Below are 16,003 nucleotides of genomic sequence, written 5' to 3'. Positions count from 1 at the left end.
GAGCGAATTTGGAGTGTGATTTATTGTTAAAAAAATTCTTTTCTTACTATCAGCCGTATAAGGGTTTGTTCATATTAGATTTCTCTTGTGCAATTCTTGCGGCATTGTTAGAGCTGGCTTTTCCGCTCGCAGTCAATCGAGTTGTGGATGATTTGCTACCATCTGGGCAATGGTCCATTATTTTGTGGGCTTGTGCTGGGCTTCTAGCAATCTATATTGTTAGTTCTGTGCTTCAATATATTGTCACCTATTGGGGCCATATGCTTGGAGTTAATATTGAAACGGATATGAGAAAACATTTATTTGTTCATATACAAAGACAGTCATTTCGGTTTTTCGATAATAATAAAACCGGTCATTTAGTTTCACGAATGACAAATGATTTGATGGATATTGGAGAAATGGCACATCATGGTCCAGAGGATGTGTTTATTGCAATCATGACGTTAATTGGTGCCTTTGCGTTAATGTTCTCGATAAATCCAAGCTTAGCATTATTAACGTTTGTTATCATTCCAATTATTATTTATCTATCACTATTTTTTAGTAGAAAAATGACAACTGCATTTCGCAGCATGTTTTCCAATGTTGCTGATTATAATGCCCGAGTAGAAAACAATGTTAGTGGCATGAGAGTTGTTCAAGCTTTTGCGAATGAAGACCATGAAATTGCTCAGTTTGCAGTAAATAACGAACGCTTTCGCCAAACAAAACTGGCTGCCTATCGAATTATGGCGTGGAATTCATCAATAAGCAGTATTTTAATGAAAGTTATTTCGATTTTTGTTTTATTATGTGGAACATGGTTTGTTATTCAAAAGCACATGACCTATGGTGAATTTATTGCCTTTATTCTATTGTCAAATATCTTTTTAGGTCCCATTAAGCAAATTAACGCAGTCATTGAAATGTATCCGAAAGGAATTGCAGGATTTAGACGTTATTTAGATTTGCTTGAATCAGATCCAGATATTAAAGATATGCCTGATGCAATAGATGTACCGAATTTACAAGGAAATATTGAATTTCAAAATGTTTCCTTTGGCTACGAGCCAGACAGCTATATTTTGAATAATATTAATCTATCCATTCTTGCAGGAGAAACAGTAGCGCTTGTTGGTCCTTCTGGAGCAGGCAAGACGACGATCTGCAGTTTACTGCCTCGTTTTTATGATATACAAGAGGGGAAAATAACCATTGATGGTTTCGATGCAAAAAAAATGAAGCTTGATTCGCTTCGATCGCAAATTGGCATTGTTCAACAAGATGTCTTTTTATTTGATGGAACGATCCGTGAAAATATTGCCTATGGAAAACTCGATGCGACAGAAGAAGAAATTTGGGAAGCGGCACGGCGTGCTCAATTAGAAGATGTTATTTTAGCCCAAGATCAGCAATTAAACACATTAATAGGTGAGCGTGGAGTCAAATTGTCGGGAGGACAAAAACAGCGACTTGCTATTGCACGATTATTTTTAAAAAATCCTTCCATTTTAATATTAGATGAAGCAACATCAGCATTAGATACGGAAACTGAAGCAGCCATTCAGCAAGCTTTAGCTGAGTTGACAATTGGAAGAACGACGCTTGTCATCGCGCATCGACTAGCCACGATTAAGGACGCTGATCGAATTATTGTGATTACAAAGAATGGTATCGAGGAGCAAGGAAGCCACCGCCAGCTTTTAACAAGTAATGGTACATATAGCCGACTGCATGAAGCGCAATTCGGAGTATAAATAAATGATTAAAAATTGGAAAAGGGCAGCCTCATTATTTGAGTGCAGCCCTTTGTTTATTAGGTAACATTGACTTTCTATTTAATCATTCATCTTCACATTCATAATAGATGATTGCTTTTTTCATAATAAAGCAATTTTGCCGCGGTAGTGTTCCACTATGTGCTTTCTATCCTCAAACAACGCAAACCCTACCATCTTTTGCGTCCTTGCGACCCCGAAGTCGCGCCAGTGTGAATAAGTGTCTTCAAAAACATTTTGTAGAATGCCAAATGTTTTGTCAACGAATACCAAAATCATTAAGAACTTATTATATTGCATAATGTTAAAATTGTCAAATGGAAATTAATTGATAAAAGAAGATGATCAAGTTTCAAGTCTAATTTCATTATATTTGATAATGATTATCATTATCTATATAATAAGGGGAATATCATCAAGAAAGGTTTGGAAGTAATATGAGGCATTTACATACGCATCAGTAGCTGATTTGTAATTCATTATGTAAATTTTGTAATAAGGATGGGATTTGATGAAATGCTCAAATAGCAAACGAGTATTTTTCGGAAGAAATATTTCAATGGAGGAAAAAGATGAAAATTGCAAAGTCTTTGTCATGAAGGATCAAACTGGTAAAGGAGTTATGAAGAGCTATATTGTATTTCCAGGAATTGAACTTATGTTCAACAACTTTCAAATGTGTCATGGTCATTCAGAGTTTCGTCCGAACGTTCCGATGCTAACAATAAATCATTGTCGGGAAGGTCGACTTGAATGGGAGGTTCAAAATGGAACATTTATGTATATAAATGAAGGGGATATACAGATTAGTACAAATGAATACGGCAATAATTTTTTTAGTTTTCCTTTAGCTTATTATCAAGGAGTTACAGTAGCCATATATATAGAGCAAGCTTTAGACACTATGGATCAAATATTTGAAGAGTTTTCGATCAATCTTCAACAAATAAAAGCGAAGTTTTGTTCTCGATCTTCATCGTTTTTAATGCGAACGACAAAAGCGGTGCATCATATTTTTTCGGAGCTGTATGATGTTCCAGATGAAATTTGTATACATTATTATCGAATTAAAGTTCTCGAGTTATTATTGTTATTAAGTGTTGTCAATACAAAGACCCATATCGACAATCATCAGTATTTTCCAAAAAGGCAAGTTGAAACCGTAAAAGAGATTATGGCTTTTCTTCGCAAGCATATGGATGAACATATTACGCTACAAGAACTTTCAGTGAAATTTAACATTTCTTCAACGGCAATGAAAAATTGTTTTAAGGCTATATATGGACAATCGATTTATGCCTACATGCGCACGTATCGAATTCAAAAAGCTGCGCAATTTTTACGAAAAACAGATGATACGGTTACCACTATTGCTAGTAAAGTAGGCTATAGCAATCCGAGCAAGTTTGCTGCGGCATTTAAAGAAATAAAAGGCATGCCTCCAACTGAATATCAGAAAGCTTTTGTCGGAATGGAGTAGGTTCAATCACCTTGGAGTGGTTGGACCTTTCTTTTTTTTGAATAATAAAACAAAAAGATTATTAAAGAGGTGAAGATGTGTGAAGCAATCAAACTGGCTTTCAGTAGTATGGTCATTCGCTGAAAGATGCAAAGTACAAATGGCGCTCTCAATAGGCTGTGCCATTATTGGTGTAGCTGGAGGGATCGTCCCATATTTCGGAGTTTATAAAATCGTTCAATTGTTTATTACAAAAGAACCAACCTTGTCATCTATTTTGTTTTGGGTTGGAATTAGTCTTATGGGATATATGATTAAAGTTGTATTTCATGGGATTTCAACAACACTTGCACATGTATCGGCCTATGAAATATTAGAGTCAATGCGGCTTGAAATTGCTGAAAAATTAATGAAAGCACCACTTGGAACAGTACAAAAATATTCAGTAGGAGAATTGAAAAATACGATAGTCGATCGTGTTGAAACGATTGAACTGCCTCTAGCACATATTATTCCGGAAGGTATTTCAAATTCACTATTACCTCTTGCGGTTTTTGTGTATTTACTATTTATTGATTGGCGAATGGCGTTTGTATCCCTTCTTACTATTCCAATTGCAGCGATTCCATTCATTTATATAACTAGGTCATTTAATAAGCAATATGCCGATTATATGGAGGCGAGTAATCATGTAAACAGTGTCATCGTTGAATATATCGAAGGAATAGAAGTTATTAAAACGTTTAGTCAATCGTCCAGTTCTTATGAAAAATTCGAAAAAGCGATTCAATCATTTAAAGGATACACATTGAATTGGTTCCAAAGCACATGGAAACCTATGAATTTTTCTACTGCTGTCCTCCCGTCTACTTTACTTGGAACAGTACCAATCGGTATGTATCTTTATTATTCTGGCTTGCTTACTCCTGTCGATTTAACGATGTGCTTTATACTTTCTCTAGGCATTGTAGGTCCATTAATGAATTTCACCTTATTTGTGAACAATGCAAAAACGATTGAATTTGCTGTTCTAGAAGTTCAGCAATTTTTACAGTTAGAGCAATTGGAAGATACTACAGAATATGCTCATTTGCAAAATTATGATGTGCACCTTACGAATGTATCTTTTTCATACGAGGAAGCCTCAGAAAAAAATATTTTAACTAATTTTTCATTACATTTACCAGAAAATAATTTTATTGCTTTGGTCGGAGCCTCAGGGAGTGGAAAATCAACAATTGCCAAGCTTATTGCTCGTTTTTGGGATGTATCCGAAGGAGAAATTACAATTGGGACTGTTCCAATAAAAAAGATTCCTCTTAATCAATTGGCTGAAATGGTCAGTTTTGTTACACAAGACAATTTTTTATTTAATGCAACATTGCTTGAAAATATTCGACTTGGGGATCCCGAAGCAACAGATGAACAAGTAATAAATGCAGCAAAAGCGGCTTGCTGTCATGAATTCATCGAAAAATTAGACAATGGCTATCATTCAGTAGCTGGAGAAGTGGGAAGTAAACTATCTGGAGGAGAAAAACAACGGATTGCTATTGCAAGAGTGTTATTAAAAAATGCACCGATCGTTATTTTGGATGAGGCTACAGCTTTTACAGACCCAGAAAATGAAGAGAAACTCCAACAATCCATCGAAGTACTCACGAAAGGGAAAACCGTAATTGTTATTGCACATCGATTATCAACCATACAACATGCAGACAAAATAATTGTCTTAAATAAAGGAAAGGTAGAACAAGCTGGAACACATGAGCAACTTCTTCGGACGTGTGAATTGTATCAATTGATGTGGAAAGCGCATATCGGTGCAAAAGATTGGGCTGTAAGCATGCTGCGGAAGGAGGTGCTGCAATAATGCTTAAATCAATTTATCGTTTAGTAGAATGGACAGGGACGCGAAAAAAGCGAATATTTATCGGATTTATCTATTCAATTTTTCATACTATATGTGTTGCATTTCCAATTATTATTGCCGCATTTGGATTGAATTTTGTGTTGGAAGATGCGAAAGGGGGAAGGCCTCTCGAGCCATCGACTATTTGGATTATTGCACTTGCAATGGTTGCAGCAGTATTAGGCCGATTTATTTTTTCATATCTACGTGCTTCTACGCAAGAGAGTATAGGATATGAAGTAATAGCAGAAAAAAGAATCCAAATTGGTAATCAATTAAAGCGTGTATCATTAAGTTTTTTACAACGTCATAAAGCAGGAGACCTTACTTCAGCTGTGACAACGGATTTATCATTTATTGAAATGTATGGAATGAAGATGATTGATGTTGTTGTAAATGGTTATATTAGTGTGTTAACGATTATTATTGGTCTTTCGTTTTTACATTATTCAATTGCTATCGTGGCAGTCCTATTTTTAATATGTTCTGCACTATTTTTACATCTATTGAGTAAAGAAAGTGAACGAAATGCACCTGTTTATCAACAAGCTAAAGATGAAATGATCTCTTCAACGATTGAATATATAAGAGGAATGGCAGAAGTGAAGTCTTTTAAACAGCAAGGAGTTTCAAAGAGTGGCATTCAAAATGCATTTAAAAAAAGCAAAGAAATCAATGTAAAAATCGAAAAAAATTATGCTCCATTCAATAGTTTGCATATTTTGGCACTCCATTGTGCAACAATTGGAATTGTTTTAACATCTTCTGTTTTAACATTGAATGGAGAGCTATTACTTTCTTCAATGATTATGATTTTCATCTTTTCATTTGTCATGTTTCAGCAAATAGAAGCAATGAATAATGCAAGCCATGTTTTAAAGGTTATTAATGCAACATTAGATAAGCTAAAGAATATAGACACCGAACAGTTTTTGGATGATGGCAGTGAAAAAGCTGTTATCTCGAATTATACTATTCAGTTCAAAAATGTATCATTCGGTTACGACAACCGTCGAATTCTCCATAATGTGTCTTTTCATTTACCTGAAAATTCAACAACTGCACTTGTTGGCCCATCAGGAAGTGGAAAAACAACGATTTGTAAGCTTATTGCCCGATTTTACGATGTGAAAAATGGGGAAATCAACATTGGGGGTGTAAATATTCGGGATGTCAAGACGGAGCATTTATTGAAGAATATTAGCATTGTATTTCAAAATGTTTACTTATTTCATGATACTGTATTTAATAATATTTGCTTTGGGCGACCAAAGGCGACATTCGATGAAGTAGTCGAAGTTGCCAAAAAAGCGAGGTGTCATGATTTTATTATGAACTTACCAGATGGTTATGAAAGTGTCATTGGAGAAGGGGGTTCAACACTATCTGGTGGTGAAAAGCAACGAATATCCATTGCTCGAGCCATGCTGAAGGACTCACCTATTATAGTATTGGATGAAGCAACTGCAAGTGTAGACCCCGAAAACGAGCATGAAATACAAAATGCGCTAAGTGAACTTACAAAAGGAAAAACGGTTTTAATTATAGCTCACCGTCTAGCTACAATTGAAAACGCCGATCAAATTCTCGTCTTAAACGAAGGAGGAATTGCTCAGCAGGGGACACATAGTCAACTTATTGTGGAGGAGGGAATTTATAAGAAATTTTGTTCTATTCGCAAAAAAATAGAAGAATGGAGCATCTCCCATTAAATTTAAGTGACAGCATAAAAATGTCTAAATGGAGTATGTATAGATCTTTCGGAGCGGATAAACCGCTCTTTTTTTATGATAATTTAAATGTTCGAACAAATGGAAGTTCCTTATCAAGAAAGGAAAATTGAAATATTCAAGATAATTAATAAAGAATGGATGTGGACTAATGATGAAAGAAACTACTAATAATAACTCATTACAGCGTAGAAAGGGGCGCTGGAGTACAAAGGATATTCTCATTACAGGAATGATCGGTGTTGTTTTTGCTTTCGTTTTGCTTGGAGTGACGTTTGCGTATTTTCCACTCGCTGCACTCCTTGGGCCAGGGTATTCAAGAATAACGGATGGAATTTTTATGATACCAGGTCTAATGGCACTTTACTTAATTCGTAAACCAGGAGCTGGTCTAGTAGCAATGACAATTGGTGGAATTGTCATGTTGCCATTTTCACCATATGGGTTGATTGGTGTTCTTTGGGCAGCAATGGCTGGATTTGAGTGTGAAATCCCTTTCTTAGCTTTTCTCTATCGAAAATATACGATTGTGTTTTTAATGTTCAGTGGCGCGGTTGCCACACTAATTAGTATGCTTCTTGAATACCCATTATATGGTCATGCTTCTTTAGCGGTAAGTGTTCAAGTGACGATGTTTGTCGTAACAATAATCGGCGGAATGATTGGTGGAATGTTGTCTAAATTATTGGCAGATGCGGTAATGAAAATAGGGATGCTTGCAGAGTACAACAGATCCTATCATGTAGCAGGAAGTGGAAAAGTTGAACGTAATTGAAATGGAAAATGTTTGTTTTTCATATTTAGGATCAAAAAAAAGTGTATTGAATAAGATTAATTTGAACTTTAAAAAAAATGAGATGGTTTTGTTACTAGGTGCTTCTGGAGCAGGAAAAAGTTCATTGGCTTATTGTTTGAATGGCCTCATTCCAAATAGTATTTATGGGGATTTTAGCGGAACTATCCGTGTAGAAGGGAAAAAGACAACTGAAACGCCAATTATGGAATTCACTAAGCATATCGGTATCGTTTTTCAAGACCCAGACGCACAACTAGTTACAATGAAAGTAGAAGATGAGGTTGCATTTGGAATGGAAAATCTCTGTCTAGACCCCATTGAAATGAATGATCAAATAGACACTGCATTAAAGAAAACTGGGTTATCCAAATTTAGAGATTGGCCTGTTGATCTTTTATCTGGCGGCCAAAAACAGAAATTGGCACTTGCTTCCATATTATGTATGCGGCCACAAATTCTTGTATTAGATGAACCGACAGCCAATCTTGATCCAGCAGGTACAAAAGAAGTATTTTCTATCTTACGTGAGCTTCGACAAAGTGGAGAATATACGATTATTATGATTGAGCATAAGCTTGATGATGTTATTGATTTAATTGATCGAGTTGTCGTACTTGGGAAAAATGGAAGTATTATAGCTGATGGCCATCCACGTGATGTTTTTTATAAAAATTACCAGAAATTGCTTGAAGAAGGAGTTTGGTTGCCTTATTGTGTTAAATTGCAAATGGAGCTGCAAAGTAGAGTGTTGCCTTTTACTAGCAATCCGTTGACTGTGAAGGAAACGGTGGCAAAAATAAAACCGTTCCTTTCGGCAGTGAAAAATCCAGAAATCATGCCATTAAAGGAGCAGAACTTATCCCGGAAAAATATTGTATTGGAAATCAAAAAAAAGGAGTTTTCTAACAAGCTGTCAAAAATACTTCATCCAATGGAGCTGAGTATACCTGAAGGTGATTTTTTAGCGATTGTCGGGAAAAATGGTTCTGGCAAATCCGCATTGACTCGTTTTATGATGAACTTGGAGCAAGTTGAGAAAGAGATCATTTATTTAAACGGCAAAGATCTAGTAGAACTTCCTATGCATGAGATTGTGAATGAGATTGGATATGTCTTTCAAAATCCTGAACATCAATTTATCACAAGTTGTGTTGCAGATGAATTAGCCTTTGGTTTAAAATGTCGAAATGTTTCTCGCACAGAGATTGTTGAACGTGTGCAAGAAATGCTTGTACTTTTTGGGCTTGAGGAGTATGCAAACATTCATCCTTTTCAATTAAGTCATGGGGAAAAAAGAAGGTTAAGTGTCGCCTCTATGTTAATCACAGGACAAAAACTACTTATTTTTGATGAACCGACATTTGGACAAGATCAGAAAAATGCTAGAGCTTTATTACAAATTATGAAGCAATTGCAAAGGACCGGTCATACCATTATCATAATATCTCATGATATGGCGTTAATTGCAGAATTTGCCGAAAACGTTGCGGTTTTAAAAGAAGGTCAACTGGTTTTTCATGGAACGGTACAAGCATTATTTACAAAGCAAAAACTATTGGAGGAAAACGGGCTTTCATTGCCACCGTCTGTAGAACTGGCTTTACAGTTTGAACAATTACCCCAGAATGGGTATTCGATCGAAAATTTGGTGGAAGCATTGGAAGAACGGGTAAGGGTGGTACAAGCATGATTCAAGGTACCGTACAATCTGAATCAGATTCTTTATTACACCGTCTGAATCCTTTAAGCAAACTTGTCGCTATAGGTCCACTTGCCCTCTTTCTGACAATGACAACGAATGTTTGGACACCTGCCATATTTATTTTACTTATAAGCTGTACAACCATAATTTTTGGACGTATTTCACTAAACATTTATTTAAAGCGCTGTGCTCCTATGCTGCTGTTTGTACTTGGATTTATGATTTTTTATCCTTTAATGGTAAGTAAAAGTGTCAATGAAGGTTCTAAGTTATTGATATCATTTGGCTTCATTCATGTATATGAAGCAGGAATCATATTTGGAACTGCTACAGGGCTGCGTTTACTTTCTTTGCTCGTCTTGTCTATGTTGTTTACGTTAACGACAGATACATCAAACTTTATTCGTGCGTTAATTCAACAATGGAAGGTCAATTACCGTTTTGGTTATGGTACATTGGCTGTTCTTCGGTTTATTCCGATTTTAATGAAGCAATTCAAGCTTGTGAAAATGGCCCATCAAGTTCGAGGATATACCGGAAAGAGTGGGTTCAGTAGATTCATCGATCGAATCCAACGATATGCCCTTCCATTATTATCCTCATCAATTCGCCATGCGGAGCGAACTGCCTATTCGATGGAGTCAAGAGCATTTGGTGCTTTTCCTACACGGACGTATTATCGGCAAATATCAATGGTTAGGAAAGATTTTATTTTCATTTGCGCTTTCTGGCTTCTATCAGTGATTGTTGTATTTATACTACACTATTATGATATTTTAGGAGATTTCTCCTTTTTCAAAACGTACCATTAGCATTCCAATAAGTTTTATCGATTAGTCTTGCTTTTAGTAGACAGTAAGTTGTGCACTTAGTTTTGTTGCTTTGGTAGGCTTTTATCCTGAATATGAAGCCTTGAGTCGTAATTTCAGACTTAAGGCTTATTTTTCTTCAGATTAAGCACCAATTCACTCATTGAGCTACACTTATTCTAATATAGAATATTTTTGTTTTATAAATACCAATTATCATTTTGAAAAATTTTAAGATATATGTCCAAGCATAAGAGGTAATGCCCCTAGTAATTTTTCCCTCGTAAAGGCATCACTATAATTCCATTTTTGTGCATTTACTAAATAAACATAGCCATTTTTGACAGCAGGGAGGCTTTGCCAAATCGAAGAATTTATTAATTCTTCTGTAGCCAGCCTTGATACTGGATTATCTGAGAGCAGTATAAATATTCGATCGCCAGCATATTCAGGTACTAAATCTAGTGATATTTCTATATAACCCTTTCCATTATCAATCGTTTTCTGAATTATTTTTTTGGGTTGAAAACCATGTTGATGATAAAGAGCGGTTGGTAAGCCTGAACATCCCATGACAAAAAGGCGTTTTCCATGATCAAAAATGAAACAAGAAGCTGTTTCACCAGGTTTAACGTTACCTTGTAGCTTCTGCCACATCATATTTTCTTTTTGTTTAAAGCGAAAGAGCCAATCCTCTGCTTCCTGTTCTCTACTAAGCCATTTACCTAATGTCACAATGCGTTCTTCGAGTGGTTCCCATGAATTATGTGTAACAGTAGGTGCAATTTTTGATAATTCTCTATATTGCTGTTCATTGGCATTCGTAAAAATAATTAAATCAGGTTTTAGTTTAGATGATTTTTCGAAATCAATTGGAAAAGATACATCTTGAATAAGAGGAACTCGGTTTTTATAAACAGATTTATTAATATATTCTTTAGCGCCTCCTATTGGAAGGACATTAAAAACGAGCATGTCTCCAAACGTTTCGCCATGGTAAATAACTCTGCGAGGAGATAAGGGAATTTCAACTTCATGTCCTGTCCAATCCTTTACGACAATTTTGTGCTTTTGTTGGTGGGCAAATTGTTTTGGAGGAATCCCGACGATCTGACGAAAGCGTCGATTAAAATAGTACTCGTCGTTAAATCCAACAAGCTGTGCAATATCCTTCAAAGGCGCATTCGTTTTTTGCAGCAGTTTCTTTGCATGCTTTATCCGTATGTCTGTTAGGTAATCAAGCGGAGTTCTTCCAGTTAGAGTTCGAAAGATATCGCTATATTGCCATTGAACGACATGAGCTAAACTTGCTAATTGTTTAACGGTTAGTGGCTGTTGATAATGCTTGTGCATGTATTCAATCGTTTGCTCAACTGCTTTTGAAGCATCTAGCTTCTGATTGGGATGGAGATGTGGTTCAAACAATATACTAAGCAGTTCATAAAATTGACCTTGCAGTTTAAAAGGATTGAATATCATGCGATTATGCTGCATCTTATAAAGTTCTTCAGCGAGGCGGATAAAACGGGAGTAAGGATAGATGGCATACTCTACTTGATCAGACAGCAATTTTTCTTTATAAGTAGAGGGTGCCTGCCGCTCCAATTGAATGGTTGTGAAAGATAGTATATAAAAACGATAACTCTGCTTATCTATATCTGACAGATCTAATACGGAATTAGGCGGTAGAAGAAAGCTTTTACCTATTGAGATGAGATATGGCTTGTCATCAATAGACAATGTCCCACACCCAGTAATAAAAATGATTAACGTATACTGTGTGGAATTTACATTTTGAAAGTTATCATGTGAATGACAAGTGATATAGTCAATGTTAGATAAATGAAAAAGCAATGTTGTTTTTGTAGAAGTCTGATTTATATACGTCAACTTTTTACTCCTTTATACAAATGAAAATGATTATCAATTAATAGTATTGTATAAAAGATTAAGAGGCATTTCAACTAAAGGTAAAACGCCTCTTAACAACCAATCTATTTTTTTAGCATAGCAGGAATCTCTTCTATCAGCCATTCTCTAGAAGAGGCGTCACTATCACTTTTTCTGATTTCAAGGGTGTACACATGTCCATTTTTGACAGCGGGTAATTCCTTCCAAATATTACTTTCCATCATATCATTTGTGCCTCCTCATCTACTGGAGTAAGGATGAAAATTCGATCTCCAGCATACTCATGGAGTAGTTCTACTGAAATTTCTTCAAATCCTTTATCTTCGTCAAGAATATCCTGAATTTTCTCATTTGGGATAAAGCCATTTGTGTCGTAAAGAACTTGGGAAAGTCCAGCGCGGGCCATGACGAATAAACGGTTTCCAGGATAAAATGTTAAGACAGAGGCTGTTTCATTCGGTTGTATAGTTCCATCATCGATAAGTTTTTCCCACATTTTATCAGCCTTTTGTTTATAATTGCTAAGCCATTTAGTTGCTTCGACTTTTTTTCCTAAAATATCACCAAGTTCAGGTACTCGCTGTTCGATAGGAGCGAACGAATCAAACACAATCGTTGGGGCAATTTTTGAAAGCTGTTCATAAGTTTTTTCATCAGAAGTTGCAATAATGATCAGATCGGGCATTAAGGCTAATGTTTTTTCAACGTTTATTGGAAAACCAACGTCTTCTACATTTTTTACTCGCTCTTCCCATGCATAATCTGTAATCCATGAGAAACCTCCGCCAACAGCATTTACATTTAAAGCAAGAAGATCACCAAACCCTTCACCATGATAAATGACTCGCTCAGGGGAAGTAGGGATTGTAACGACATGCCCTAAATAGTCTGTATAAGTTCGAGTTTCTTCTACCTTATCTTCTGATAGACTTTCTTCTTTTCTATTAAACTCACTCGTTTTTGTGCTACAAGCAGTGAATATGCTTATGATAAGAATAGAGAAAAAGATTCGTGTCATTTTATTTATTATCTTCATTTTGAAAATCCTTCCAACTTTTATTTGATAATGATTATCATTGATAATAGAATAGAGTAGATATATTGTCTCAACAATGGACAAAAACAATTTGGAGGAAAAATTTTTGTACAAAAATGAAGAAATATATTGAGAATAAGTAGCTGAGGAATGGATGAATTAACAATATGCGTATGAAAAAGGGGAGTGCTCTTGTTGTTTCGTAAAGGACTTATCGTCGATTCCTGTAAGGAGCATCATCAACATCATTCATTGTCCAAACGAAAGAGGTTTATAATTCAGTCTCATTTTATTTGTTATGTGATAGGTGGAGAAGCAGAAATTTCGATAAATGGAATAAAGCATAGTGTTCATCAAAATACATGTATTTTTCTTTATAAGGGCGCAACTATCGAACTTCATAATGCAGAAAATTTGCAATATTACTTATTGCAATATAGTGAAACAACAGATTTCTTCTCAAGTAAGAAGCAAGTTGCTTTTATGATTAACAATCAGACTTATCAACTTAAATCTACATTGAAGGTATTAGAGGTAATGCGAAAGCTAAGCAGTCTAAATTCGACGGCTTGTTATTTAACTTGGCTGAAGCAGCAATCCTTATTTTTCGAGCTGCTTTGGCTTTTGCAAAATGATAAGGAACAAAAAGGGCAGGCGATGGATACGGGCATCGAGCTAAGTATGAAGTATTTGCACGACCATTATGATCGTGCAATTGATATTGGCAGTCTACATAAGCATGCAGGAATGGCGAAACAATCATTTTGCCGTGCATTTAAAAAGGAGACAGGAGTAACTCCAACAGAGTATTTGCGGAAAATTCGAATGAAAAAAGCGAAGGAAATGCTTATGCAACCTGCTGTCTACATAAAGGATGTTGCTGCTATGTTAGGCTATGAGGATGAATTGTACTTTAGCAGGCTATTTAAGAGAACAGAAGGGCAATCTCCTACTTTATACCGAAAAAATAATGTGCCGAGGATTGCGGTTATTAGTAAATTATTTTTACAAGATCATTTACTTAGTTTAGGTGTTAAACCAGTTGTTGTTCCATGTTATCCAAGTGAATTCCCAAATAATTTTGGGCTACCTAGTTATTTGCAAAAACATTTTTCCGAGGCGAAATATGTAAATGTAGAGAGAGATGTTAATTTAGCAGATGTAATGGCGATAGATCCTCATTTTATCTTGACGACAAATCGTCGTAACGATTATGATGCTCGATTAGAAAATATGGATGTTGGAGTTGTCCAAATTAATCGTGCACTAACTTGGCAAGATTATCAAAGAAGCATCGCTGTCATCATTAAAAAAGAAGCAGAGGCGGAAAAGATCATTCAAGAAATGGATTGTGCTGAACGTAAAGCGAGAGATTGCTTAAGGAAAGTGACAAAGGTCGGTGAATGGGTTGTACTGCGGGTAATAGATAATCAATTTCTAGTACATGGGGTAACTGGACATTCTGCAAGTGATCTAATCTTTACTGGTCTAGGTTTTCAAGCTCATCATCAGCTAGAGTTCATATCTTGTTCCTTTTTTACAATCGAAGAGATGCTAGCATTAAACCCAGAGAGAATTATGATTTTATGGAGTAAGCAAGCAGATATTATAAAGATGGCGCAAAATCCATTATGGTGGGAGATAGATGCTGTGAAACGAAACGAAGTATTTGTTCCGAATAGTGGAAGCTGGGATCCTTGGGGGCCGTATGGAAGAAAACATATGATATCTTCTATCGTTCAATTTTTCTCTACTGAAGCACATCTGAGTATGTAATCCATATAAAATAGATAATCATGTCCATGGTGTCCTCCTTTGGAATCAAATACAATAAATAGTGAGTTTGATAATCATTCTCAATTATATAGAGGAGTAGGAGGAACATGTGATGAAGAAAAAAATAGATTCATCTGGCTTATTAATAGCTGTATCTATGCTATTCATACTACTGCTTGTTGGGTGTGGAAATGTAAATGAGAAAACAGGTAGTGAGTCGGAGCAACAAGCCGAGACAGAGCAGAAGAAAGAGGCTGAAGAAAGTACTGTTAGTGATGTTAGACAAATTCAACATGCGATGGGAACGACTGAAATAAAAGGAACGCCTAAACGTGTTGTTATTTTAACAAATGAAGGAACTGAAGCACTTCTTGCATTGGGAGTAAAACCTGTTGGTGCGGTGCAATCATGGACGGGGGAACCTTGGTATGAGCATATTCAAGATGAAATGGAAGGCGTCGAAGCCCTAGGTTTTGAGACTGAGCCTAATCTTGAGGCGATCCTTGATTTGAATCCGGATTTAATAATTGGAAATAAAGTACGTCATGAAAAAATATATGAACAGCTTAATAAAATAGCGCCGACTGTTTTTTCGGAAGAATTATCAGGACAATGGAAGGTTAACTTTAAACTTTATGCAGAAACATTGAATAAAACAGTAGAAGGCGAGCAGAAAATGAAAGAATTTGATGACCGCGTTGCAGCTGCTAAAGAAGAATTGGGAGAAAAGTTAGCAACAAAGGTATCAATTGTGCGGTTTTCACTTAAGGATGTGAGAATCTATCAAAAAGATACTTTCAGTGGTGTTTTACTTGAGCAACTAGGTATGGCTAGACCAGCTTCACAAGATGTTGATAATTTTATTGAAACCGTTTCTGAAGAAGCAATGGAAGTAATGGACGGAGATATAATGTTTTACTTCCTAACAGAAGAAGCAGCTGGTGAAGTGGCAAGCCAATGGTTGGCAAGCCCAGTATTTAAAAGTTTAAATGTCGCAAAAAACAATCAAGTTTATGAAGTGAATGAAACAATTTGGAATACCGCAGGCGGAATTAAAGCAGCAAACTTATTGCTCGATGACATTTTGGAAAGACTGCAATAATTTGAATGTT

The 16,003-nt window shown here is 35.8% G+C and carries 12 protein-coding genes; 9 read left to right on the top strand and 3 right to left on the bottom strand.

The window, feature by feature from the left end; all coding sequences use genetic code 11:
* The first annotated feature begins 23 nt into the window (after positions 1-23).
* From KDN24_RS16720 to KDN24_RS16690, 7 genes are all read left to right on the top strand, one after another.
* Positions 24-1,739, top strand: a complete 1,716-nt coding sequence (locus KDN24_RS16720; protein ID WP_409972418.1) for an ABC transporter ATP-binding protein — start codon at positions 24-26, stop codon at positions 1,737-1,739.
* 532 nt (positions 1,740-2,271) lie between these two features.
* Positions 2,272-3,240 (top strand): helix-turn-helix domain-containing protein, encoded by a 969-nt coding sequence (locus KDN24_RS16715; RefSeq protein ID WP_409972419.1) that lies wholly within the window; start codon positions 2,272-2,274, stop codon positions 3,238-3,240.
* 79 nt (positions 3,241-3,319) lie between these two features.
* Positions 3,320-5,092 (top strand): ABC transporter ATP-binding protein, encoded by a 1,773-nt coding sequence (locus KDN24_RS16710; RefSeq protein WP_486303956.1) that lies wholly within the window; start codon positions 3,320-3,322, stop codon positions 5,090-5,092.
* Positions 5,092-6,843 (top strand): ABC transporter ATP-binding protein, encoded by a 1,752-nt coding sequence (locus KDN24_RS16705; protein WP_409972420.1) that lies wholly within the window; start codon positions 5,092-5,094, stop codon positions 6,841-6,843. The genes KDN24_RS16710 and KDN24_RS16705 overlap by 1 nt, the downstream gene beginning before the upstream one ends.
* Positions 6,844-7,012: 169 nt before the next feature.
* A complete protein-coding gene (locus KDN24_RS16700) occupies positions 7,013-7,636 on the top strand; it encodes an ECF transporter S component (RefSeq protein WP_409972421.1) in 624 nt (207 codons plus the stop codon).
* The gene (locus KDN24_RS16695; RefSeq protein WP_409972422.1) at positions 7,623-9,347 is read left to right on the top strand and encodes an ABC transporter ATP-binding protein; all 1,725 of its coding nucleotides are present in this window, start codon (positions 7,623-7,625) and stop codon (positions 9,345-9,347) included. The genes KDN24_RS16700 and KDN24_RS16695 overlap by 14 nt, the downstream gene beginning before the upstream one ends.
* Entirely contained in the window at positions 9,344-10,171 is an 828-nt protein-coding gene (locus KDN24_RS16690) for an energy-coupling factor transporter transmembrane component T family protein (RefSeq protein ID WP_409972423.1), read from the top strand. The genes KDN24_RS16695 and KDN24_RS16690 overlap by 4 nt, the downstream gene beginning before the upstream one ends.
* Positions 10,172-10,399: 228 nt before the next feature.
* Here the strand turns inward: KDN24_RS16690 and KDN24_RS16685 are convergent, their stop codons facing one another.
* The 3 genes from KDN24_RS16685 to KDN24_RS16675 form a co-directional block, all read right to left on the bottom strand.
* Positions 10,400-12,058 (bottom strand): ABC transporter substrate-binding protein, encoded by a 1,659-nt coding sequence (locus tag KDN24_RS16685; protein WP_409972424.1) that lies wholly within the window; start codon positions 12,056-12,058, stop codon positions 10,400-10,402.
* A gap of 104 nt (positions 12,059-12,162) precedes the next feature.
* A complete protein-coding gene (locus KDN24_RS16680; protein WP_409972425.1) occupies positions 12,163-12,303 on the bottom strand; it encodes a hypothetical protein in 141 nt (46 codons plus the stop codon).
* Complete coding sequence (locus KDN24_RS16675) at positions 12,300-13,115, bottom strand: ABC transporter substrate-binding protein (protein WP_409972426.1); 816 nt, start codon at positions 13,113-13,115, stop codon at positions 12,300-12,302. Before KDN24_RS16675 ends, KDN24_RS16680 begins: the two co-directional genes overlap by 4 nt.
* 192 nt (positions 13,116-13,307) lie before the next feature.
* Between KDN24_RS16675 and KDN24_RS16670 the strand changes: the two genes are divergently transcribed.
* Positions 13,308-14,891: an AraC family transcriptional regulator gene (locus KDN24_RS16670; RefSeq protein ID WP_409972427.1), complete on the top strand. Its 1,584-nt coding sequence runs from the start codon at positions 13,308-13,310 to the stop codon at positions 14,889-14,891.
* 112 nt (positions 14,892-15,003) lie between these two features.
* Entirely contained in the window at positions 15,004-15,993 is a 990-nt protein-coding gene (locus tag KDN24_RS16665; RefSeq protein ID WP_409972428.1) for an ABC transporter substrate-binding protein, read from the top strand.
* Positions 15,994-16,003 lie beyond the last annotated feature (10 nt).

It is taken from the genome of Cytobacillus sp. Bva_UNVM-123 (assembly GCF_046351715.2).
Lineage (GTDB): Bacteria > Bacillota > Bacilli > Bacillales > Cytobacillaceae > Cytobacillus.
Note: the sequence above shows the minus strand (reverse complement) of the source record. Positions and strands in the feature narration are given on the sequence as shown.